General features: G+C 70.8%; 24 protein-coding genes and 1 tRNA gene. 10 read left to right on the forward strand and 15 right to left on the reverse strand.

The genetic code is table 11. The features are described from left to right. Nucleotides 1–378: 378 nt before the first annotated feature. Both SD626R_RS07300 and SD626R_RS07305 read left to right on the forward strand, forming a co-directional pair. Nucleotides 379–729 (forward strand): 4a-hydroxytetrahydrobiopterin dehydratase, encoded by a 351-nt coding sequence (locus SD626R_RS07300; protein WP_092565215.1) that lies wholly within the window; start codon nt 379–381, stop codon nt 727–729. 144 nt (nt 730–873) lie between these two features. Continuing rightward, nucleotides 874–1,356, forward strand: coding sequence for a hypothetical protein (locus tag SD626R_RS07305; protein ID WP_092565217.1), 483 nt, complete (start codon nt 874–876; stop codon nt 1,354–1,356). Between the two features lie 49 nt (nt 1,357–1,405). Here SD626R_RS07305 and SD626R_RS07310 read toward each other — a convergent pair whose 3' ends face one another. From SD626R_RS07310 to SD626R_RS07335, 6 genes are all read right to left on the reverse strand, one after another. After that, nucleotides 1,406–2,320 carry an ATPase gene (locus SD626R_RS07310; protein ID WP_092565219.1) on the reverse strand — a complete coding sequence of 305 codons (915 nt, stop codon included), beginning with the start codon at nt 2,318–2,320 and terminating at the stop codon, nt 1,406–1,408. Then, nucleotides 2,317–2,661: a DUF5827 family protein gene (locus tag SD626R_RS07315; protein WP_092565221.1), complete on the reverse strand. Its 345-nt coding sequence runs from the start codon at nt 2,659–2,661 to the stop codon at nt 2,317–2,319. Before SD626R_RS07315 ends, SD626R_RS07310 begins: the two co-directional genes overlap by 4 nt. Before the next feature lie 498 nt (nt 2,662–3,159). After that, the gene (sod, locus tag SD626R_RS07320) at nt 3,160–3,759 is read right to left on the reverse strand and encodes a superoxide dismutase (RefSeq protein ID WP_092565223.1); all 600 of its coding nucleotides are present in this window, start codon (nt 3,757–3,759) and stop codon (nt 3,160–3,162) included. Nucleotides 3,760–4,089: 330 nt separating this feature from the next. After that, nucleotides 4,090–4,173 (reverse strand) — tRNA-Ser (locus tag SD626R_RS07325). A 55-nt stretch (nt 4,174–4,228) separates the two neighbouring features. Beyond that, nucleotides 4,229–4,984, reverse strand: coding sequence for a DUF2064 domain-containing protein (locus SD626R_RS07330; protein ID WP_092565225.1), 756 nt, complete (start codon nt 4,982–4,984; stop codon nt 4,229–4,231). Between the two features lie 75 nt (nt 4,985–5,059). Then, nucleotides 5,060–5,656 carry an NUDIX hydrolase gene (locus SD626R_RS07335; protein WP_092565227.1) on the reverse strand — a complete coding sequence of 199 codons (597 nt, stop codon included), beginning with the start codon at nt 5,654–5,656 and terminating at the stop codon, nt 5,060–5,062. Between the two features lie 158 nt (nt 5,657–5,814). On the opposite strand from SD626R_RS07335, the gene SD626R_RS07340 reads away from it, so the two are divergent. Next, nucleotides 5,815–7,227, forward strand: a complete 1,413-nt coding sequence (locus SD626R_RS07340) for an ATP-binding protein (protein WP_092565229.1) — start codon at nt 5,815–5,817, stop codon at nt 7,225–7,227. Between the two features lie 28 nt (nt 7,228–7,255). On the opposite strand, the gene SD626R_RS07345 is transcribed toward SD626R_RS07340, so the two are convergent. Further along, a complete protein-coding gene (locus SD626R_RS07345; protein WP_092565231.1) occupies nt 7,256–7,837 on the reverse strand; it encodes a class I SAM-dependent methyltransferase in 582 nt (193 codons plus the stop codon). A gap of 80 nt (nt 7,838–7,917) precedes the next feature. Between SD626R_RS07345 and SD626R_RS07350 the strand changes: the two genes are divergently transcribed. Beyond that, on the forward strand, nt 7,918–8,553 hold the full coding sequence (locus tag SD626R_RS07350) for a GNAT family N-acetyltransferase (protein WP_092565233.1): 636 nt from the start codon (nt 7,918–7,920) through the stop codon (nt 8,551–8,553). A gap of 16 nt (nt 8,554–8,569) precedes the next feature. Here SD626R_RS07350 and SD626R_RS07355 read toward each other — a convergent pair whose 3' ends face one another. Beyond that, complete coding sequence (locus SD626R_RS07355) at nt 8,570–9,610, reverse strand: AI-2E family transporter (protein ID WP_092565235.1); 1,041 nt, start codon at nt 9,608–9,610, stop codon at nt 8,570–8,572. 141 nt (nt 9,611–9,751) lie between these two features. Next, nucleotides 9,752–10,348, reverse strand: a complete 597-nt coding sequence (locus tag SD626R_RS07360; protein WP_092565237.1) for a DUF6149 family protein — start codon at nt 10,346–10,348, stop codon at nt 9,752–9,754. A 130-nt stretch (nt 10,349–10,478) separates the two neighbouring features. Between SD626R_RS07360 and SD626R_RS07365 the strand changes: the two genes are divergently transcribed. The 5 genes from SD626R_RS07365 (at nt 10,479) to SD626R_RS07385 (ending at nt 15,618) form a co-directional block, all read left to right on the forward strand. Then, a complete protein-coding gene (locus tag SD626R_RS07365) occupies nt 10,479–11,717 on the forward strand; it encodes an NAD(P)/FAD-dependent oxidoreductase (RefSeq protein ID WP_092565239.1) in 1,239 nt (412 codons plus the stop codon). 144 nt (nt 11,718–11,861) lie between these two features. Beyond that, complete coding sequence (locus SD626R_RS07370) at nt 11,862–14,036, forward strand: PAS domain S-box protein (protein ID WP_092565241.1); 2,175 nt, start codon at nt 11,862–11,864, stop codon at nt 14,034–14,036. An 85-nt stretch (nt 14,037–14,121) separates the two neighbouring features. After that, the gene (locus SD626R_RS07375; RefSeq protein WP_092565243.1) at nt 14,122–14,337 is read left to right on the forward strand and encodes a DUF7979 domain-containing protein; all 216 of its coding nucleotides are present in this window, start codon (nt 14,122–14,124) and stop codon (nt 14,335–14,337) included. A gap of 89 nt (nt 14,338–14,426) precedes the next feature. Beyond that, on the forward strand, nt 14,427–14,846 hold the full coding sequence (locus tag SD626R_RS07380; RefSeq protein ID WP_092565245.1) for a DUF7124 domain-containing protein: 420 nt from the start codon (nt 14,427–14,429) through the stop codon (nt 14,844–14,846). 85 nt (nt 14,847–14,931) lie between these two features. Further along, nucleotides 14,932–15,618, forward strand: coding sequence for a MogA/MoaB family molybdenum cofactor biosynthesis protein (locus SD626R_RS07385; RefSeq protein ID WP_092565247.1), 687 nt, complete (start codon nt 14,932–14,934; stop codon nt 15,616–15,618). On the opposite strand, the gene trpG is transcribed toward SD626R_RS07385, so the two are convergent. The 6 genes from trpG to SD626R_RS07415 all read right to left on the reverse strand — a co-directional run bounded on the left by trpG (nt 15,615) and on the right by SD626R_RS07415 (nt 21,772). Next, nucleotides 15,615–16,244 carry an anthranilate synthase component II gene (gene trpG, locus SD626R_RS07390; RefSeq protein WP_092565249.1) on the reverse strand — a complete coding sequence of 210 codons (630 nt, stop codon included), beginning with the start codon at nt 16,242–16,244 and terminating at the stop codon, nt 15,615–15,617. The genes SD626R_RS07385 and trpG overlap by 4 nt on opposite strands. After that, entirely contained in the window at nt 16,241–17,917 is a 1,677-nt protein-coding gene (gene trpE / locus SD626R_RS07395; RefSeq protein ID WP_092565251.1) for an anthranilate synthase component I, read from the reverse strand. Before trpE ends, trpG begins: the two co-directional genes overlap by 4 nt. Beyond that, on the reverse strand, nt 17,914–18,558 hold the full coding sequence (locus tag SD626R_RS07400) for a phosphoribosylanthranilate isomerase (RefSeq protein ID WP_092565252.1): 645 nt from the start codon (nt 18,556–18,558) through the stop codon (nt 17,914–17,916). Before SD626R_RS07400 ends, trpE begins: the two co-directional genes overlap by 4 nt. Beyond that, nucleotides 18,558–19,607 carry an anthranilate phosphoribosyltransferase gene (trpD, locus tag SD626R_RS07405; RefSeq protein ID WP_092565254.1) on the reverse strand — a complete coding sequence of 350 codons (1,050 nt, stop codon included), beginning with the start codon at nt 19,605–19,607 and terminating at the stop codon, nt 18,558–18,560. Before trpD ends, SD626R_RS07400 begins: the two co-directional genes overlap by 1 nt. 185 nt (nt 19,608–19,792) lie before the next feature. Next, the gene (locus SD626R_RS07410; RefSeq protein ID WP_092565256.1) at nt 19,793–20,410 is read right to left on the reverse strand and encodes a universal stress protein; all 618 of its coding nucleotides are present in this window, start codon (nt 20,408–20,410) and stop codon (nt 19,793–19,795) included. A gap of 78 nt (nt 20,411–20,488) precedes the next feature. After that, entirely contained in the window at nt 20,489–21,772 is a 1,284-nt protein-coding gene (locus tag SD626R_RS07415; protein ID WP_092565258.1) for a tRNA pseudouridine(54/55) synthase Pus10, read from the reverse strand. Between the two features lie 123 nt (nt 21,773–21,895). Here SD626R_RS07415 and SD626R_RS07420 point away from each other — a divergent pair, with 123 nt between their 5' ends. Beyond that, nucleotides 21,896–22,276 (forward strand): DUF5830 family protein, encoded by a 381-nt coding sequence (locus tag SD626R_RS07420; RefSeq protein WP_092565260.1) that lies wholly within the window; start codon nt 21,896–21,898, stop codon nt 22,274–22,276. The last annotated feature ends 137 nt before the right edge of the window (nt 22,277–22,413 follow it).

A 22,413-nucleotide genomic window follows, 5' to 3' on the forward strand; every position in this document is an offset into this window, starting at 1 on the left:
GAGCGCTCTCCGAGCGCTCACCGCGAGGCTGGGGAGGCGTGAGGTGCGGTTGCGGTGCGGCCGGGTGGGACTCAAAGGGGCAGCCGGGAGGACGGCGCAGGCGACGCAAGCACCGCAGGAACGAGCAGAGCGAGTGACGAGGAGCGCAGCGAGCGTGCGCCGTCCTCCCGGCTGGGGCTTTGGGAGTGTCTCGGTGGATGCAGTCACATATCGCCGAGCGGCTGGGGCTTCGGAGGTGTTCGCCTTCGGTTCGTCGTCAGGCTCGTATAAACGACTGAACGGGTCCTCGGAAGCCACCAACCCATCGAACCCTGTGACCCTCACAAACACTCGATCCGGCACCGAAGGTACAAGCCGCTCGTCGCCTAACGCTGTCACATGCCATCATCGCTCGCGGACGAGCCGGTCGAACACGCGGAGGGGGGAGACGAGCCGCTGACCGAGGACGGGTACGCCGAGTACCTCGCGGAGCTCGGGGACGCGTGGGAGGTCGTCGACGACCACCACCTGGAGGCCAGCTACGGGTTCGAGGACTTCGCGACCGCGCTGGCGTTCACCAACGACGTCGGCGAGCTCGCCGAGGAGGAGTGGCACCACCCGGACCTCCACCTCTCGTGGGGCGAGGTCGGCGTCGAGATGTGGAGCCACGACATCGACGGGCTCCACGAGTCCGACTTCGTGATGGCCGCGCGCATGGACCGGATCTACGAGGGCTACGACGACGACTGAGCTACCTCTTCGGATCCGTCTGCCCGTCTTCCCGATCCGGCGTCGTCCCCCGACCGGGGGTCATCTTCCGACCGGGCGCCGATCCCTGACGGCGGCGACGCGGCAACGGACGGGTTTAAAACCCTCCCGGCGAAAACGGAGGCAATGAGCGCGAACGTCTTCCTGGTCCCGATAGACCCGGAGAACTTCGATCGAACGGTCCGGTCCGCGGTCGATCTCACCGAGTACGACGACCGACCGGACCCCCTCGCGGACCTCGACGAGGCCCGGCTGTGGGCCGTCGACGACGAGAGCGGCAACGGATCCACCTTCGAGCGGATGTCCGAGGGCGACCTCCTGCTGTTCTACCACGACGGCGAGTACCTCGCGACCGGCCGCGTCGGGACGACCTTCGAGGACGACGACCGCTGGATCTCCAGCACGTTCTGGACCGCGTTCCCGACGACCCGCGTCTACACCGTCACCGACTTCGCGGCGGTCTCCGCGCCGAAGCGCGCCGTCAACGCCATCTTCGACTACTCCGACTCCTACACGCCCGGCTTCATGCGCGTCGCCGACTCGCGGGTGAACGCCGACCTCTCCTCCATCGAGTCCGCGATCGACCACTACACGAAGCGCAACGCGTAACCGACGGCCCAACGCGTAACCGACGCCCCGCCCCGCTCCTCGCCCGCCGTCAGACCGCCTCGCACAGCGCCGCGTACGCGGCCCCGTAGCGCTCCGCGACCCGCTCCGGATTCCCCCGCACCTCGCCGCCGAGCGCGGGCAGGTCGACCGTCCCTAACGGCTCGATCATGTCGGTCACGGTCCCCGTATGTTCCTCCATCGTCCCCTCGCGGGGGCTCCCCGAGGCGACCGCGCGGGCCTTCGCGTACCGATCGCCCGCGTAGATCCGCGCTCGCCCCGGGTCGACGACGGCGACCGCGTCGGGCGTCACCGGGCCGTCTCGCGGGAGCGGGCCGGCCACGTCCGCGTACGACTCGACGACGACGGGCGCGGTCGTCGCCGCGACCCGCTCCGCAAGCCGGTCGAACGCCGGGAGGTAGTCGGCGGCCATCACGTCGTTGAACGCCCCCACGTCGTCCACGCGGGTCGCGTCCGCGACCGGGAGCCGCTCCGCGAGGCCGTCGGGCAGGAGGCCCGCCGCCTCGGCCGCGCCGTTGACGACGAACCGGCTTCCGTCCGCGCCGGTGACGCGGTCGCAGAGGAACGTGCGGTCCGGGTCGCCGAGCATCCCGGTCCGTCCCGGCGTCGGCCGCCAGAGCCGGTGGACGGGGTTGATCGACTCGGGCGCGACCGCCTCGGGCCGAGGCCGCCCCCCGCCGCCCGCCGCCGCGAGCGGTCGCGTGCTCGCGGCCGCGAGCCGCCGCGCGTCCTTCCCGTAGAGGCGCCCGCCGTCGGTCGCGATCCGGTAGTCGTCGTGGTCGAACCAGTGATCGTTACCGGCGCGGGGTTTGACGCCGACCGCGTCGCCGCTCCGGTCGGCGAGCCACGCCGTCAGACCGATCGAGAACGTCGTCTTGCCGGCGTCGACGCGGGCGCCGCCCGCGACGAGCAGGACCGGCGCGTCGTCGGGTCGGTCCCCGCTCACGCGTCCCCGTCGCCGCCGGTGGCGTCTCCCTCGGCGTCGTCCCGCTCGCCGCTCCCCTCGCCCCCGTCGACCGCGTGCTCGGCGACCCCGTAGTAGCCGGGGCCGTCCTCCTCCAGCGGCTCCGCGATGACGATGTCCTCGGCGTGGGTCATCACCCAGGGGATCGCCCAGTCGATCAGGACCGCCTCGGTGTCGGGATCGACCCCCGCGTCCGGCTCCAATCCCTGCAGGAGCCGGGCGATCTCGGGGACGGTGTACATGAGGTCCGGTTCGAACAGCTCCGCCGGCTCGTAGAACTCGCACGGGTAGGTCGCGTCGAACGTCGACTTCGGCTCGGGCATGGCCGGCGGTACGGCGGCGGCTCCGTAAACGCTGCCGATACGGCTCGAATCGATCGCCACACGACCGATTTGAGGCCACACGATCAACTGCGGTGGCGCGTGCCTGCGAGCGTCCGAAGGACGCGAACCAGCACGCGCGAGGGAGTCGCTGGCGGCGACAGCCGCCAGCGACGAGGCTGGGGAGGCGTGAGGTGCGGTCGCGGTGCGGGGCAGGAATCAAAGGGGCAGCCGGGAGGCGGGCGCAGGCGACGCAAGCACCACAGGGAGCGAGCAGCGCGAGCGACCGAGGAGCGCAGCGAGCGTGCGCCCGCCTCCCGGCTGGGGCTTTGCGAGTGTTCGTCAGTAACCCGGTGTCAACCGGGTACCAAGGCCGTTCTCCGCTGACCCATCGGCGACCACTCATAAATCAGCCAGCCTGAACGGATCTGCCACTCACCACACAGCGCCCTGCGAAAAAATGCGGATCTCGACGCGCGTAACGCGTCCTCTCGAACGCGCTTACTCGAACAGCTCGACGGCCTGCTCGTAGCGAGTGGACGGCTCCTCCCAGTCGACGACTTCGAAGAAGTTGTCGACGAACTCGCCGCGGGCCGGGCCGTAGTCGTGGTAGTAGGAGTGTTCCCAGACGTCGAGCGCGAGGATCGGGTGACCGCCCCAGACCGCGCCCTGGTCGTGCTTGTCGACCACGACGTTGCGGAGCTGGTTCGAGAACGTGTCGTACACCAGGAGCGCCCAGCCGGAGGCGTTGCCGGCGGCGGCCTCGAACTCGCCCTTCCAGGCCTCGTAGGAGCCGAAGTCCTCCGCGATGCGGTCGGCCAGCGCCCCCTCGGGCTCGTCGCCGCCCTCCGGCGACATGTTCTGCCAGAACAGGTCGTGGAGGATGTGCCCCGAGGAGTTGTGGGTCACGTTGCGGATGGCCCCGGCAGACGAAGAGAAGTCGTGGGACTCACGGTTCTCTTCGAGCGTCTCTTCGGCCGAGTTCCAGCCGTTGACGTACCCCTGATGGTGGGTGTCGTGATGCCATTCGAGCACCTGCTCGGAGATGTGCGGTTCCAGCGCGTCGTAATCGTACGGTAGCGGATCGAGTTCGTAGCTCATCGTTGTATCACCTATCTCTAACATGTGTTGGAAACCTGTTAAAGATAATGCGGCACGCGATAACACACGCCACCAGACTGGAGTGTCGTCGCTCGCTTCGGGCGATTAGCGGTGTGATTGCGGTTCAAGGCGCGCGGAGCGGCGATTCGGTCGCCGTCGAGTGAGGCCAGAGTCCGCGTAGACGTAACTGAATCCGTTTTCTCCACCGGTGGCTTGGGGGTCACACGGAAGACCTACTCGCGTGACCATGGAAACTCGTTCGGGTGCCGCGGATCGCGGGCTTCGAATCCCGCACGAGGCGCGCGCGGCGCGGAATGCGCCCCGCGCTTACGGTGGGACTGGGATTTGAACCCAGGAAGCCGTGAGGCTACCGGTTTTCAAGACCGGCGCAATGGGCCACTCTGCCATCCCACCACGTCCGGACGGTCGGCATCGTTCGACTAAGTGGTGTCGGTCCGCGGTCCGCGAGTCAGTCTCGCACCACCCGCTCTGCGCCGCCCTCGACGACCACGTCCAGCCCGTGCTGGTGGACGAACGCGGCGGTGTAGTCGGGGACGACGCGCTCGGCGGCGAACCGCGCGCGCAGCAGGGGGACGGCGTCGAGCAGGTCGTCGCCGTCGACCATCGAAGGCGAGGACTCCAAGAACTCCACGTCGAGGTCGGCGTCGGCGCCGCGCGCCGCCAGCGTCGGGAGGCTCGGCGCCTCGAACGCGCCGTCGAAGTCGATCGGCGCGGTGAAGCCCGCGTAGTAGACGCGTCCTCGGGTGGAGGGGCCGAGCACGACCTCGTTCGTCCGGAGCTTCATCGCGGCCGAGTCGATGACGGTGCGCGAGAGCAGCGGCGCCTGCGGGGTGACGACGGCGACGGAGTCGGCGTTCTCCTCGCGGAGCAGGTGGGTGACGGTGTTCCCGGCGCGCGCGCCGAACGACGACCCGACCTGTCGCTCGAAGCGGGCGTCCCCGGTGCCGCCGAGGGTGTCGGCGACGAGCGTGCGCAGCTCGGCCTCGGGGGCGGTGTCGGTGCGGTGTTCGGCGGGGAGGTCGTCGTCGACCGGGTAGTTGACGAGGAGCTCGCCGCCGGAGCGGTCGACCGCGAGGACGGCGTCGCGGAACAGCGCCTCGTACAGGTCGGCGGCCTCGGCGGTCGAGAGCGGCGTCGACTCCGCGATCCCGGTCGCGACGAGCCCCTCGCGGGGCGGCTGCGCCATGACGACGACGACGGTCATACCCGAACGAGTCGCCCGCGCGTCTTCAACGCGCCGCTTCGGATCGAATCACCGTTCCGAGCGAAACGGGACCGCTCAGGAGAAGTCGCGCCGCATCGCGATCTCGAACCACGGGCAGAGCCGGAGCTGGCGGTACAGCGACGGGTTCTCGTGGAGGTGCTCGTAGTCGACCCACAGCATGCCGCCGATCTCGGCCTCGTCGGGGTCGAGCGAGGTGTCGTCCAGGGTGACCTTCAGCACCGAGCAGACCTCCCACTCGACGCCCTCGTTGGGGTAGTAACGCTTGTACTCGAACTTGTCCGTCACCCGGAGGTCGCCGTACTGGTCGGGCGTGATCCCCAGCTCCTCTTCGAGGCGCTGTTCGGTCGCGTCCGCCTGCGACTGTCCGTCGACCGGGTGTGAGGCGACCGTCCCGTCCCAGTGGCCGTCCCACAGCCGCTTCGTCGGCGCGCGCTGGGCCAGCAGGATCCGGTCGTCGGTGTCGTAGACGAGGCAGGTGAACGCCCGGTGGCGGATCCCGTCACCGGTGTGGGCGTCGAGCCGGTTCACCGTCCCCCGCTCCGTGTCGTCGGGGTCGACGGCAATCACGTCCTGGAGCGCGTTCTCGTGGTCCTCGTCGGCGTCGGCCCCTCCGGAGGGGTCGCCGGGGGCGGCCGCGTCCTCTGAGCTCATGGCAGGTAGGTCTGTCACCAGGGCTAATAAGCGTTCGATACGATATGGGGCGGGCGACGTGTCCTCGTCGTCGCCGGCGGTCGCGACCACGGCTCGACACCGGCAGTCGCGACCGCGGTTCGACGCGCTTAACCGCGTCCCGCGGCTACGTCGCGCGGATGAGTGACCCGGCGCTCGACGTCGTCGAGTTCGTGCTGACGACGCACCTCTACACGGAGAACCGCGACCTCGACGAGAACGACCTGCCCCCGCGCTTCCGCCAGGTGTTCTGGTCGGACGACGCCGCCGAGGACGCCCCCGGGGGCGTCGAGCGACCGCTCAAGGCGACGAGCGAGACCACGCGAACCGCCACGGGGGTCGAACACCCGTGGGACGCCGTCTCCGACCTCCTCTTCACCCAGCGCACCGAGTTCTCCGGCGAGATCTCGCTGACCCAGCCGGCGATGGCGCTGGAGTGGTACCGCGACCGCGCCGGCGCCGACCGGATCGCCGAGAACCCGACGATCGTCGCCGCGCTCGAACTCGCCGCGGACCTCGACGCGCCCGTGACCCACGAGGAGGCGCGCGACAACGTGCGCCCGATCCAGGCCGACCGCGTCTGGATCGACGCCCTGCTGGAGGAGTACTTCGACGAGGACGAGGACGGCGAGATGCTCGACCTCGTCAACGTCCAGGCCCCCGAGGAGATCGAGACGACGCTCGCGGACCTCGTGCTCACCGGCGACCAGGAGGGCGAGATCCAGAAGATCGTGAAGGCGATCGAGCACCGCGAGTACCTCGCGAGCATCGGGCTCCGCGAGATCGGGAAGCTGCTGTTCGTCGGCCCGCCGGGAACCGGGAAGACGACCGTCTCTCGCGCGCTCGCCCACCAGCTCGGCATCCCGCTCGTCGAGGTGAAGATGTCGATGATCACGAGCCAGTACCTCGGCGAGACGGCCAAGAACGTCGAGAAGACGTTCGAGGTCGCCAAGCGGCTCTCCCCCTGTATCCTCTTCATCGACGAGTTCGACTCGGTGGCGAAGACCCGCCGCTCCGACGAGCACGCCGCCCTGAAGCGCGCGGTCAACACCCTCCTCAAGTCCATCGACGAGGTGTCGCTCGTGCGCGACGAGGTGCTCCTCATCGGCGCGACGAACCACCCGGACCAGCTCGACGCGGCCGCGTGGCGCCGGTTCGACGAGATCGTCAACTTCCCCAAGCCGGACCGCGACATGCGCGCGGACATTCTCCGGGTCGTCACCCGCGAGATGCAGATCGCCGACTTCGACCCCGAGGAGGTCGCCGACCGCACCAGCGGGCTCACGGGCTCCGACCTCCGGATGGTGCTGCGCGAGGCCGTCCTCGGCGCGCTCACGGAGGACCGGATGACGATCACCCAGGAGGACGTGATGGAGGCCGTCGAGGACTTCGAGGAGCGCGACAACCTCAAGAACATGGACATGATCGACGGCGAGGGCGCCGAGGTGCTCGGCGAGACGGACTCGGGCGAGCAGGACCACACCCACGACGAGTCCGGCGACGGAGAGGGCGTCGCTCACGATCACGGCGCGCACAGCCACTCGCACGACTAGCGCTCGACTCGTCGGTCGGCTCGGTCGTTTATCCCGCTCGCTTGACTCCCGCCACCGTGTAGCCGAAGCCCCGGTCGACGATCCGGGGGTCGAGTCCCGCGTCGTCGAACGCGGCCGCGAGGGCCGCGGGCGTCCGGAACCGCGACCCCATTCCGATCGCGTGCTCGGCCGCGACGAGGGCCCGTCCGAGGGGATGCTCGGGGTCGAACTCCCGGACCACGAGCGCGCCCCCCGGCGCAAGCACGCGCGCGGCCTCCCGGACCGCGGCCGCCTGGTCGGGCAGGTGATGGAGCGCGTCGACGACCGTGACCGCGTCGACCGACGCGTCGCGGAACGGGAGCCGCCCCGCGTCGCCGGCGACGCCGGAGAGCCCGCGGGCGTCCCGGGCGCGGGAGAGCATCCCGAGGGAGGCGTCGACGACCGCGATCTCGGGGCCGGTCAGCGCGGCGGCCGCCCGGCCCGATCCGCCGCCGACGTCGAGCAGGCGGTCGATCGGTCGCGTCGCGTGGTCGAGTCCCGCGGCCAGCGCCTCCCCGTTCGCCGGCGGCATGACGCGGTCGTACAGGGGCGCTACCCGGTCGAAGAAGCCGACGTCGCCGAGGCCGTGCATGGCGGCGATCGGCGTCGACGGGAGTTAAAACCGGCCTCGACACCCAGCGCTCATTTACCCGCGCGACCCCATCGGCGCGTATGGAGTACGCGCTCGTCGGCGAACCGGGCTCGGGGGCGACCCTGCGGCTCGACTACCGCGCCTTCGCCTACGCCGGCAAGTTCGTCGTCGGCGCCCCGGGGAAGGCCGTCCTCCGTACCCCCGACGGCTCGCCGGCGGTCCCGGAGTGGGAACCGGACGAGCCCCTCCCCTCGACCGTCGAGGCGGGCGCGTTCGACGACGACGTGATCGCGGCGATCTCCTTCTCGCCCGACCGGACTGACCCCGCCTGCTGCCGGCTCCGGTACGTCACCGTCCACGTCGCGCGCCGGGGCGAGGGGCTCGGCCCGCGGCTCGTCGACCGGACCGTCGAGCGGCTCGCCGCCGACGGCTACGACCGGGTGCGGATCGCGGTGAACAACCCGTTCGCCTACGCCGCCCTGTGCAAGTGCGGCTTCGCGTACACCGGCGAGCGGACCGGGCTCGCCGAGCTGGAGCTGGAGCGACCGGCGGCGGAGCCCGCCTCGGAGAGCGACGTCGACGGTGACGGGGAGAGCGCGAAGAGCGACCGGTACCGCACCGGGCTGCGGGCGTTCCGCGAGGACGACCGCGAGCTCGACCCCCGCGAGCGGCGGTTCATCGCGAACCGGCTCGGAGAAGGTGCGGATCCCGAATAAGGGCGGCTCTCCCCGCCTACATCGCGTCGTAGTCCTCGCGGAACGTCTCCAGCGTCGCCGCGAGCACGCCGATGACGATGGGCCCGACGAACAGCCCGGTGAACCCGATCGAGTAGATCCCGCCGAACACGCCGAGGAGGATCACCGCGGGGTTCAGGTGCGCCTGCTGGTCGATGACGAGCGGTCGGGCGTAGTTGTCCACCATCGCGATGACGAACACCCCGTACAGCGCGAGCAACACGCCGGCCGTGGCCTGGTCGATGACGACGAGGTAGACCGCGGCCGGCCCCCAGACGAAGAACGCCCCGATCAGCGGTAACAGCGCGAGCACGGCCATGACGAACGTCCAGAAGACGACGTTCGGGATCCCGGCCGCCCAGAGGCCGACGCCCGCGATCACCGCCTGCAGCAGCGCCACGACGATGTGACCGATCACCACCCCGCGGGTCATCGCGTCGACGCGGTCGACGAGGTCGGCGGTGACCGCCGACGGGAGCGGACTCGTCGACCGGAGCCACCGCACGAACGCCGGCCCGTCGAGCAGCGTGTAGTAGACTAAAAAGAGGGCGAGCGAGAGCCCGACCGACGCGCGGAACGCGGTGGTGACGACCCCGCTGACACCGCCGAACAGCGCGTTGACGAGGGTCTGTCCGACCGTCGCCAACACGTCGCCGACCTCGACGGTCTGGCCGGTGAGCGCCGTGATCTCGGCCTCGATCGCCGCGACGTCGATATCGGTGTTCCCTCGGGCGATCGCCGTGAGGTCGCGCACGAACACCCACGAGATGTACGCCAGCGGGAGGATGACGGCGACGATCGACGCGACGATGAGCGAGATGCCCGAGAGCATCCGACTCAGGCGACGCGCCATCGACTCTCGTACCCGGCCCGCCAGCGCCCCCCGGATCGCCCGCGACAGCCGGACGTGGAAGGGGTAGAGCACGTACGCGAGGATCGCCGACGCGATGACGTACTCGACGAACGGCAGGATGACGAACAGCGTCAGCAGCGCGACCGCCCCGATGAGGAGGAGGAGGAACGACTGACCGCGGTTCATGTCGGCCACTGTCGCCGCCGGGTCATAAACGTAGGCGGCTCTCGGGGCGGCGCGCGTCGCCGCCGTCGCGCGCTCGTTCTCCTCCCCGATCGCTACGTACCTCCGACTGGTCTTGCCCGCCACGCGCTTCCGATCGTCCGGCTACGCGCTCGCCTCGTCCTCGTCGAGCCCGGGCGCGGCGGACGGGTCGACGTCCTCGGGCTCCTCCGTCTCGCCGCCGACGACCGTCTCGCCGTCGTCGGTCTCGACGTACACGTCGTCGGCGAAGCCGGCGAGCGCGTTCTCGTACTCCGCGGTCTTCAGCCGCTCCGGGGTCTCGGGCGCCTCGGCGACGCCCCCGACGGGCCGGAAGTCGCCGAGCGGGTCGTCGATGGTGATCCCGTGTTCGACGAAGAACTCCTCGTAGCGCCGGTAGTGTTCCTCCAGCTCGTCGCCCGGAATCTCCATCATCTCCGTCCAGCCGTGGTTGAAGAAGTCGAAGTTGGCCTGCACGTGGGTGACCTCGCGGGCCTCGGCCTCGGTGAAGCCGGCCTCCAGGGCGGCGACGTACGTGTCCATCGTCGCGTCGAAGAAGCTGTCGAGGTGATCGCGGCGCTCCTCCCGGCGCTCCTCGTCGGCCTTGTTGAGGAAGATGCTCGTGTGGAGGTCGACCAGCTTGTCGTTCGCGACGTCGCCGACGACCGGCGTCGTCAACGCCTTCTTCGCGGCCCAGTGTCGGATGTTCTGCCGGATCTTCATACGTCTCGTTCGGCCGGGACGACCTTGAATCTGTGGCGTTCAGTCGCTTTCTGAGCCGCGCTGTGTCGGAGTATCATGATCTTCAACGCGGATGACAACCCACATTAACCCCGAATCCGAACGCCCGCACATGAGCGATTCGTACGTGATCGTCGGGGACGGTATCGCGGGCGCGTCCGCGGCCGAGACGCTCCGAGAGCAAGCGCCCGACGCCGAGATCACGGTTCTCACCGACGAGGGGGAGTCCCTCTACAACCGGATTCTGATCAAGGAGTACGCGAAGGGGAAGCTCCCCGAGGCGCCCATCTCGATCCACCAGGAGTCGTGGTACGACGAGCACGACGTCGACCTCCGGCTCAACACGGTCGTCGTCGACATCGACGTCGAGGGCGACGCGGTCCACACCCACGAGGGCGAGACGTTCGAGTACGACTCCCTGCTGCTCGCGATCGGCGGGACCCCCCAGCAGCTCCCGGTCGAGAACGCCGACGCCGACGGGATCCACCACTTCTGGACGTTCCAGGACGCCCGCCGGATCAAGGAGAGCGTCGAGGACGCCGAGAACGCCGTCATCGTCGGCGCCGGCCTCCTCGGTATCGACTTCGCGGCCATCTGCGGCGCGCAGGAGGTCGAGGCGAAGTACCTGATGCGCGGCGACAACTGGTGGCGCTACGCCCTCTCGGAGGAGGGCGCGGAGATCATGCACGAGGCGATGCGCGAGCGCGGCGTCGAGCCCGTCTTCGACTCCGGGGTCGACCGCTTCGAGGTCGACGACGACGGCCACGTCGAGGCCGCGGTCGACCCGAACGGCGAGCGCTACGAGTGCGACTTCGCGGGCGTCGCCATCGGGCTGAACTTCAACACCGAGCTCGTCGAGGCGACGCCGCTGGAGCTCGACGACGGCGTCGTCGTCGACGAGTTCATGCGCACCAACGTCGACAACGTGTTCGCCGCCGGCGACATCACGACGTTCAACGACCTCATCTTGGGCGACCGGGCGAAGAACGGCTCGTGGGGCTCGGCCAAGGAACAGGGGACGATCGCCGCCCGCAACATGCTCGACTACGGCAGCGAGGAGTTCAGGTGGGTCTCCTCGTACTCGATCACGCACTTCGACTTCCCGTTCCTCTCGTTCGGCCACCCGACGCTCGGCGACGACTCGGTCGAGGCGACCACCGCCGAGGGCGAGTGGCGCCGCGTGGCCCTCAAGCACGGCAAGGTCGTCGGCGGGGTCCTCATCGGCGACCTCTCGCCGCAGTCCGCGTTCAAACAGCTCATGCGCGAGGGTCGCGACGTGAGCGACCAGACGGAGGTCCTCATGGAGCCCGGCTTCTCCGTCGACGACCTGGCGGCGACGACCGAACAGTAGGGCCCGCGCTCCCCTCGACACCTCTCCGATTTCGCCTCGCGAGCGTCCCGGTTACCGTCCTTCCCCCGTCACTCGCTCCGTTCCCACGAACGTGCAAACCCGGCCAGTAGCTTTTCACGTCGAGCCGCCATATCCCCCACAGCGATGTCACGCGAATCGTCCGCCGACCCGCCGGCGGGGCCGGGCGACGACTTCTTCGCCTCGTTCGTCGAGGGGTGTTCGGACCCGATCCTCTCCGTCGACGGCGACGGCGTGATCGTCTACGCGAACCCCGCGGTCGGCTCGGCACTCGACCGCGATCCCGCGGCCCTCCGCGGGCGACGCCTCGCGGAACTCATCCCCGAGGACTGGGACGACGAGCGGGTCCGCTCGCTCCGTCGGCGGCTGTCGAGCGACGCCGGCCTGGGCGATGTCGGCGGTCTCACTTGCCCCCTGCGGCGCGCCGACGGACGGACGGTGGTCTTCTCCGTGCGGTTCCACGAACACCGGTCGTCCGGAGAGCCCGTCTACACCGGCGTGTTCCGGGACTGCGTCGAGGAGGCGACCGCGCGCGACCTGCGGACCTTCCGCAACGTCGTCGAACACGCCGGTCACGCCGTCTACGTCACCGGCCCGGACGGGACGATCGAGTACGTCAACCCCGCGTTCACGGACAACACGGGCTACGAGCCCGACGACGCGATCGGCCGGACGCCGACGATACTCAATTCGGGGGAGATGTCGGACGAGTACTTCGCGGCGCTGTGGGAGACGGTCGGGTCCGGCGAGGTGTGGGAAGAGGAGATCGTCGACCGGCGGCGCGACGGCGAGGCGTACCACGCCCACCAGACGATCGCGCCGGTGTTCGACGCGGACGGCGAGGTCTCTCGGTTCGTCGCGATCCAGACCGACGTGACGGAGAAGCGGGAGGCGATGGGGCGGCTGAAACAGCACCGCGAGATCGTCGAGGCGCTCGACGACCCGATCCTCCTCCAGAACCTCGACGGGGAGTTCGAGCTGCTCAACGAGGCGGTGAGCGAGTTCGCGGGCGTCCCCCGCGAGGAGCTGTACGGGGCCGACGAGTTCGCCTTCATGGACCCCGAGACCGCGGCCGAGATCGACGAGCGGAAGCGCGAGGTGCTGGAGACGGAGGAGCCGGTCGCGTACGAGACCTCGCCGACGTTCGAGCGCAGCGGTCGCGAGGCGACGTTCAGCACGCGGCGGTACCCCCACTACGACGCCGACGGCGAGCTGGCGGGCACGTTCGCGATCTGCCGCGACGTCACCGAGATGAAGCGCCGCGAGGCGGAGCTCGAACGCTACGAGCGCGCCGTCAACGGGGCGACCGACCTCATCGCCGCGGTCGACCGTGAGGGCCGCTTCCTGTTCGCGAACCCCCAGTACCGGGCGTACCACGGGATCGAGACGGACGACGTGCGCGACCTGTCGATCTCGGACGTCGTCGACGACGAGCGCTACCCGGACGTGAAGCGACACGTGAACCGCGCGCTGCAAGGCCGGCCGGTCGAGTACCGGACGAAACGGACGCACCCGGCCCGGGGGACGCGCACGGTCGACGTCCGGTACTACCCGCTGGCGGACCCCGACGCCGACGGGGCCGCCGGCGTGGTCGGCGTCCTCCGCGACGTGACCGACAGCGAGAACCGGGCGCGTCAGCTCAGCGTCGTCGATCGGGTGCTTCAGCACAACCTCCGGAACGCGCTGACGGTGATCCGGGGACGGGCGCGGGAGCTCGTCGAGGACGCTCCCGACGACGACCGCGGCGACGGCGTCGCCGAGTCGGCCTCGTACATCGTCTCGCGGGCGGACGACCTCCTGACGACGAGCGAGAAGGCCCACGACATCACCGAGATCCTGAGCGACGCGCCCGAGGTCGAGCCGATCGACGTCGGCCAGGCGGTCGACGGGACCCTCGTGTCGCTCGCCGATGAGTTCCCGGACGCGCGGCTCTCGGCGTCGACGCCGGCCGGGGGAGAAGCGGTCGCCTCGGCGACCGCGTGGCTCGACCGCGCGCTGGCGGAGCTGATCCGGAACGCGGTCGTCCACCACGACCGCGACCGGCCGACGGTCGATGTCGCCGTCGAGGCGACCGCGGACGCGGTCGAGGTGCGGATCGCCGACGACGGGCCGGGCATGAACGACATGAACCGCGACGTGCTCGAGACGGGCCACGCGGTGGACGCGCTGTACCACGGGAGCGGGCTCGGGCTGTGGCTCGTCTACTGGGTCCTGCAGCAGTCGGGCGGATCGGCGACGGTCGCGGACGCGGACCCCCGCGGGACCGTCATAACGGTGACGCTGGCACGCCCGCCCCAGTAGCTCCGGCGTCGGTCGGACTCCCGCAACCCTCCACGCGCTCGGAACCGGCGCAACGCTTATGATAAATCATGACATATGCTATCGCATGTCAATCAGGGAGACGGGGCGACGGCTTCGCCTCCGCCGGACCGGCCTGATCCCGCCTGACACGCGGGTCCGACACTACGACGAGCTCAGTGAGGAGGCCCAGGTCCTCGTCAGGGAGCTCGCCGGACGACCGGAGACGGCGCCGGAGACGGGCGAACTCGACGACGGCGACGTCGTGAAGTTCACCGACTACTACCAGGTCCGCACGCGCTGAGGGGGCTTGAGCCGAAGTTCCGCTTGCGACCGCTCCGGCCGCCGCCTCGGAAGCGAAGTTGTTTTCGCCCGCCGCGAGAACCGCTCTCTATGGACAGTGGCGGATCTACCGACATGACGCTCGCGTTCGAGCTGGAGGCGCTGAAGTCGCTCGCGGACCCCAACGACGTGTTCAACAACGCCCGGCAGTGGACCGAGTACGTCGGCGTCGTCAGCGAGAAGCCGACGTACGTCGTCACCAACTTCACCCGGAAGCACCGCGTGCGTCAGGACTTCTTCTCGGGCCCGCGCGGCGTCGAGGAGAGCCTGGAGAACATCGCCGGCCAGTTCGACACGGACCGACACGTGTTCGTCGGCGTCGACGACGAGGACGAGGCGGTCGCCGAGGCCACCGGCTGGGAGTTCCTGCACGTCGAGGACGCGGCCGAGGCCGCCGGGTGGATCCTCGCGACGGCCGAGCCGGACGAGGAGGAGCCGGACGAAGATGAGTCGCGCGACGACTGGCCCTGAGCGGGGGTCGCCGGGTTCTCGGACGGAGCCCGACGTCCCGGCGCGCCGGGCAGGTGTTTTCACGGTCGCCGAGGAAGATGAGGGCATGAGCGACGGGCACGACCACGAGGATGGAGACGGGGACCACGGCGACCACGACGGGCACGGCCACGACGGACACGGACACGAGCACGGCGACCACGACCACGGCGGCGATCACGACCACCATCACCACGACGCCGACTCGGTCGCGGTCGCGGTCGTGACGGTCTCCTCCTCGCGGTCGCTCGACGAAGACCCCTCCGGCGACCACGTCGCCGCCGCGTTCGAGGAGGCCGGCCACGAGGTCGCGACCCGTGAGCTGGTCCCCGACGAGTACGACAGCGTGCAGGGGACCGTCGACCGCCTGGCGCGCCGCGAGGACACAGATGTCGTCGTGACCACGGGCGGGACCGGCGTGACGCCCGACGACGTGACGCCCGAGGCGGTGAAGGGGCTGTTCGCGAAGACGCTCCCCGGGTTCGGCGAGCTGTTCCGCCGGCGCTCGGTCGAGGAGATCGGGACGCGGACGATCGGTTCCCGGGCGATCGCCGGAATCGTCTCCGCCACGCCCGTCTTCTGTCTCCCCGGCTCCGAGAACGCTGTCCGGCTCGGCGTCGACGAGATCGTCCTCCCCGAGGTCGGCCACCTCGTCGGGCTCGCTGGGCGGGGGGCCGACGAAACCGGCGACGGGGAGACGAAGAACGGCGATGGGGAGACGGACGGCGACGAAACGGACGACGCCCCCCGCTAGACGGATTCGAGGAAGTTCCGGATCAGCTCGTGGCCCGCCGCGGTCAGCACGCTCTCCGGGTGGAACTGCACCGCCTCGATCGGGTGTTCGTGGTGGCGGATCCCCATCACGATTTCGTCGGCCTCGTGCTCGGTCGTCGCCGTCACCGCGAAGGCGTCGGGGACCTCGGTCGCGGCCAGCGAGTGGTACCGGCCGGCGCGGAACCCCTGGTCGAGCCCGGCGAACACCCCCTCGCCGTCGTGCTCGACCGGGAACGCCTTGCCGTGGATCGGCTCCGGCGCGTGGCCGACGGTCCCGCCGTACTCGTAGACGGCGGCCTCCAGCCCGAGACAGACGCCGAGCGTCGGGACCTCGGGCGAGAGATCCCGGAGCACGTCGGCCGTCACGCCCACGTCGCGCTCGTTCCTCGGGTGACCGGGGCCGGGGCTGATGATCACCGCGTCCGGGTCCGTCTCCCGGATCTCCTCCAGCGACGCGGTGTTCTTGAACACCTCGACGTCGATCGATTCCGGCTCCGCGCCCGCCTCGTCGCCGGCTTCCCCGTCCCCGCCGAGCGTCTGGTCGGACACGTACTCGACGAGGTTGTACGTGAACGAGTCGAAGTTGTCGACGACGACGACGTTCATTCGTCGGCCTCCGTGCCGGCGGGGAGGGGCTCGTCCGGGTCGGCGTCGCCGGAGTCGCCGCTCGCGTCGTCCCCCTCCCGGATCCGGTCGATCGCGGTCAACACGCCGTCCATCTTCTGCTCGGTCTCCTCGTACTCGGCGGCCGGGTCGGAGTCGGCGACGAGCCCGGCGCCGGCCCGGACAGTCACCGCGGTCTCGTCCGGGTCGCTCGCGCCGGCTGGCGACTCGTCGAGCGTCGCGGTCCGGATCACGATGGCGAAGTCGGCGTCGCCGGTCCACGCGTAGTAGCCGACGCCGCCGCCGTACGCCCCCCGCGGCGTCGCCTCCAGCGCCTCGATGATCTCCATCGCGCGCACCTTCGGCGCGCCGGTGAGCGTCCCGGCGGGGAACGTCGCGCGCGTCGCGTCGAAGGCGTCCGCGTCGCCCGCGAGCGTCCCCGTCACGGTCGACTCGATGTGCTGGACGTGGCTGTACTTCAGCACGTTCATGAACTCCTCGACGCGGACCGACCCCGCCTCGGAGACGCGGCGCACGTCGTTGCGCGCGAGGTCGACTAACATTGTGTGCTCGGCGCGCTCCTTCGCGTCGGCGAGCATCTCGCCGGCGAGCCGGCGGTCCTCCACCGGGCTCGTCCCCCGCGGGCAGGTGCCCGCGATGGGGTTCGAGACGATCCGGTCGCCCTGCACCGACACGAGCGTCTCCGGGCTCGCGCCGACGATGCTGCGGTCGTCGTGGCGCAACACGTACATATACGGCGAGGGGTTCACCTCGCGGAGCGCCGCGTACAGCCCCAGCGAGTCGACCTCGCCGCGGAGCTCCCGGCTCCGCGAGATCACGCCCTGGTAGATGTCGCCGTCGAGCACGTGACGCTTCGCGGTCCGGACCGCCTCCTCGTACTCCTCGCGGGGGTCCGCCGACTCCGACTCGACGCGGATCCCGTCCGGCTCCGGCGGCGCGGCCTCGCGCAGCGCTGCGCTCACGCGCTCCGCCTCGGCGACGAGGTCGTCGTAGACCGCCGCGGGGTCGTCGTCGACGCCGATCACGGGAGTGAAGACGAGCTCGGCGCTCCCCTCCTTCTCGTCGAAGACGACCGTGCGGGTCGTCAGCGCGAACTCGGCGTCGGGGAACTCGGTCTCGGGGCGCTCGACGCCCACCTCCTCCAACCAGAGGTCGTAGACGGCCTCGTACGCGAGGAAGCCGACGAACCCGCCGGAGAGGATCTGCCGGTCGGTGTCCGGGAAGCCGCGCAGGCTCACGTCGGGGAACGCCGCGCGGATCCGGTCGACCGCGTCGCCGGCCTCGGGGCCGATATCCCTCTCGGATCCGTCTCCGACGAACTCCGCGGCGGTGCCGAGCCGGGTCACGTCGGTGCGGTCGGGGTGGACGGAGACGATCGCCTCGGGGTCGTACCCGACGAACGAGTAGCGCGCGTGCCGGTCGGCCTTCCCGCCAGACGTGAACGCGCCGTCGGGGTCGCTGGAGGCGACCTTCTCGCCGGACTCCAAGAGGAACCCGTACGGTCCCTCGCCGACGAGCGTCGCGTACGCCGCGAGCGGGGTCACGTCGGCGTCGAGCGTCGCGGACGCCCGGACGACGACCGGCTTCTCCGCGTCGGCCGCGAGATCGGCGAACGCGCCTTTCGAGCGGTCGAGCGGGGAGCCGTCGTCGGTCATGCGAGCTCCATCTCCCGGCCCGCGTTGGCGACGAAGCGGGCCACCGCGTTGTGGTCCTTCCGCCCGTCCGACAGCTCGACGCCGGAGGCGACGTCGACGGCGAACGGGTCGGCCACGCGGACCGCCTCGGCGACGTTGTCGGCCGTGAGCCCGCCCGCGAGCACGACCGGCGACGTGAGCCGGGCCGCCAGCTCCCCCGTCTTCGCCCAGTCGTGGGTCTCGCCGGTGCCGCCGGCGCCCGAGTCGTCCGTCGAGTCGATCACGAGCGCGTCGGCGACCGCGTCGAACTCCTCGGCGCGGACCGGGTCGTCGGCGTCGACCGCGAGCAGCACCTTCCGCTCGGTCTCGGCGCGGACGTACCGGATCTCGTCTGCGGTCCACTCCCCGTGGAGCTGGAGCGCGTCGGGGCCGGTCGTCCGGACCAGCTCGACCGCGCGCTCGGCCGAGTCGGGCATCGTGACGAGCGTCGCCGTGACGAACGGCGGGACGTCGGCGAGCAGCTCGGCGGCCTTCGCGGGGTCGACCTCGCGCGCCGAGTCGACGGGCACCTCCGAGATCACGCCGACCGCGTCGGCGCCCGCGTCGACCGCGGCCCGGAGGTCCGCGCCGCGCGTCAGGCCGCAGATCTTCACCCGGGCCATCAGTCGTCGTCCTCCGCGCCCGGGGGCGTCTCCGCTCTCGACGCCGCCTCCTCCCCGCACAGCGCCGCGAACTTCTCGGCGGCCGCGCCGGAGTCGATCGCCTCGGCCGCGCGCTCGACGCCCGCCGCGAGCGAGTCGGCCTCGCCGGCGACGTAGATCGCCGCGCCGGCGTTCGCGAGGATGAGATCGCGCTTCGGCCCCGTGACGGAGCCGTCGACGATCCCGCGCAGGTCGGCCGCGTTCTCCTCGGGCGTCCCGCCGGCGACCGCCTCGATGGGGGCGCGGTCGAGGCCCAGGTCCTCGGGCGCGATGGTGAACTCCCGCACCTCGTCGCCGTCGACCTCGGCGGCGACCGTCTCGTCGTGGCTCCCGATCTCGTCCATCCCCGCGCCGTGGACGACGAGGGCGCGCTCGACCGGCATGTGCGCGAGCGACCGCGCGATGAGGGGGACCAGCTCCGGGTCGTAGACGCCGAGCACCTGCGCGTCGGCGCCGGCGGGGTTGGTGAGCGGGCCGAGCACGTTGAAGATCGTCCGCATCCCGAGCTCCTTGCGCGGGCCGATGACGGCCTTCATCGCCGGGTGGAAGACGGGCGCGAGCATGAAGCCGATCCCGTCCTCCTCGATCGCCGCCTCCACGGCCGGCGGCTCGGCCTCCACGTCGGCGCCCGCGACCTCCAGCACGTCGGCGCTCCCGGAGGAGGAAGACACCGAGTAGTTGCCGTGCTTGGCGATCGGGACGCCGGCGCCGGCGGCGACGATGGCCGCGGTCGTCGAGACGTTGATCGTGTCGTAGTCGTCGCCGCCCGTCCCGCAGGTGTCGACGAGGGGCTCCCGGTCCGGCTCGATCGTCCGGGCGGCGTCGCGCATCCCCCGCGCGAAGCCGGCGATCTCGGCCTCGGTCTCGCCCTTCGCTCGGAGGGCGGCGAGGAGGGCGCCGATCTGCGCCTCGGTGGCCTCCTCGAAGACCAGGCGCGCGGCCTCGCGCGACTCCTCGACAGTCAGATCCGTCCCGTCCGTCACGCGTTCGACCGTGTCGTTGATATCCATAGTGTTCACCGATGTATTACTTCGCGTTGTGATGTACAAGTCTGTACACCAATTTAACGCTGTCGCCGCGGTGCTACGCACTCGCACGGTTCCCGCGCGATAATCGCTGTCACGCGGTTTCCGTCGCGATATCGCCGGAGACGGCTCTCGCGGAGCGAGCGAACGCCGCGACCGCGGAGCGCCGGCTACGCGACGTCGAGCGACGTCTCCCCGTCGGCCTCGACGACGACCACGGGGACCTCGGCGTCGTCGATCACGGTGTCGGTCGTGGAGCCGAAGACGAACCGACCGACGGTGCCGGTGGTGGGCGCGCCGACGACGATGAGGTCGTAGTACGGCGACTGCTCGACGATGGCGCCGGCGGCGGTGCGGTCTTCGACGAGCCACCGGTCCACACGGTCGAAGTCGCCGAGGCGGTCGCGGGCGGCCGAGAGGAGCCGGTCGCCGGCCGCGGCGTACTTGTCGGGGTCGGCCTCCCCGTCGACCGCTGTCGCGTCCCCGTCGACGAGCGCGCGGTCGGAGGGGACGACGTGGAACAGTTCGAGCCACGCGCCGGTCGCGTCGGCGACCTCGCGGGCCACGTCGACGGTCGCCCCGGTGTGGGGGCCCGCGCCCACGGCCACGAGGATCGACGACACGCGGTCCGGCCGCGCCGCGCGCTCGATCCCCTTCAGCCGGGCGTGTGCCGCGGTCGGCGTCGACGCGGCCGCCTCTCTGACGGCCGGCTCGACGACGGGCTCGCCGACGCCGTCGCCGACCGTCGGCGCCTCGGCGCTCGCCTCGTCCGCGTCGCTCCCGTGCATGCGTGTACCGTCAGACGCGCGTCCGATAAATCCCGTTGGTCCGAGTCGATCCGCGGGAACGGCCGCCGCCTGTCCGCCTCAGTCCCGGAAGAACGCCTCGCGCTCGAACGGCTCGTCCTCGCCCTCGACGGCGACGACGTCGAGCGCGGTCACCGCGGCGCCGACGCCGAGCAGCCCGGCGAGGCTCGGCTCGGTGCGGCCCTCGTCTCCCGAGATCAGCTCCTTGATGTAGAGCCCGCCCGCGCCGCGGATCTCGACGGTCGCGCGGCGCGGGTCGTCGAGCTCGGCGGTCGCCTCGTACACGTCGCGCTCGCGGGTGATGCTCGCGCGCCGGTGGTCCACCCGGTTCGGGGTGTACTGCTCGACGGTCGTCCCCTCCAGCTCGTCGACCGCCTCGGCGAGCGCGTCGGCGTCGACGTCGGCGTCGAAGGTCACGTCGGCTCGGTATCGCTTGGCGGCGTCGAGCTCCTTCACGCGCTCGACGGTGTCGTAGGTCGCGAGCCGCAGGCCCTCGACTTCCACGGCGCCGTCGGCGAACGCGTTGATGTCCGACTGGAGGCGCTCCACGTCGACCCGGCGCCGGCGCGGCTCATCGACCTCGACCACGAACGGGCGGCCGGTGCCGAGCATGAGGGCGTCCACGTCCTCGCGGCCCGCGCCGTGGAACGTCGCTTCCGTCCCGTCCATCACGTCCTCGACGATCGGCGCGGTGTACTCCTCGACGCTGTCGTCGTAGAGGTAGCCCGAGCCGCCGCAGTGGTCGCAGGGGTCCGCGCCCTGCCGCCCGGAGCCCTTGCACTCGCGACAGGGCCACTCGGTCTGCGGGATGTCGCGCTCCAGCTTTCTGTATCGGCCGTAGACGAACGCCGAGTTCACCTTCGCGTCGATCTCGTCGGCGGCGAGATCGATCGTGAACTGCACGTCCGGCCGGTCGAAGGAGACCTCGGTGTCGGTGAGGCGGCCGAACCGCTTGCCGACCTCGCGGTTGAACTCCGACTTGAACGGCTCGCCGGCGTCCTCGTCGAGCCCGGCGTCCGCGCGGAGGAGCGCCTCGTTCTCCTCGATCAGCGGCGGCGGGCGCGTGCCGACGTTGTAGGTGGAAAACTCGGTCCCCTCGACCGCCTCGGCGGCGCGCTCGGCCCACGCGTCGAACTCGGCGCAGCGGCCCTCGCAGACCCAGCAGTCGGCCGTGTCGACCGACTCGTGGTCCTCGTCGTCGCGCAGCGCGAGCGAGACGCGCAGCGCCGACCCGCGATCGGCGTTCGACAGCCCGAAGCTCCGGTCGGCGACGAGCCGGCCGAGACAGGCGTCGCAGACCGGCCCCGTCTCGGTCGCCCGCGCCGCGACCTCCAGTACGTCCATACGCCCTCCAGCGCCCGGCGTGGTAACTGTCTTACTACATCGGGGGCCGACCGCTGCTCCCGCTCGACGCTCGCCCTGCCGCCTCCCGGCCGAATTAAGAGGGTCCGATTCGTTTCGCCGGGCGTGAACGAGCCGGCGTCCCGGGAGGAGAAGCTGGAGCTCGGCGTCGAGCTGCTCGCGCACCTCGAACGCGAGGAGCTGGCGCTGCCGGACGCGATCGACCGGATCGAGACGGTGACGACGAGCCCGGCGCTCACCCGCGACATCCTCGACGCCGCCGAGAAGCGCGGCGTCATCGAGCGCGAGGACGCCCGGCTCAGAATCCGGCGCGGCGGGACCTACGTGAACTACGACAGCCAGGTGGTCCGGCGCGAGGGTGAGTTCGAGTGCCGCCGGTGCGGCACCTCGATCACCACCGGTCACTTCGTAAAGCTGGACGCGGGCGAGCTCGGCCCGTTCGGCTCCTCCTGTATCCGGAAGGTGACCGGCCGCGACGACGAGTGAGAACGGTGGCTTCGATGCGTATTTTAAACATCCACTGCGGTGGCGCGCGCCTCCGAACGCCCTGTGGGCGTGAGGAGCGCGTGCGAGGGAGTCGCTGGCGGCGCCAGCCGCCAGCGACGAGGCTGGGGAGGCGTGAG

This window comes from Halorubrum sp. SD626R (genome assembly GCF_001261915.1).
In the GTDB taxonomy this organism is placed as follows: Archaea; Halobacteriota; Halobacteria; order Halobacteriales; family Haloferacaceae; genus Halorubrum.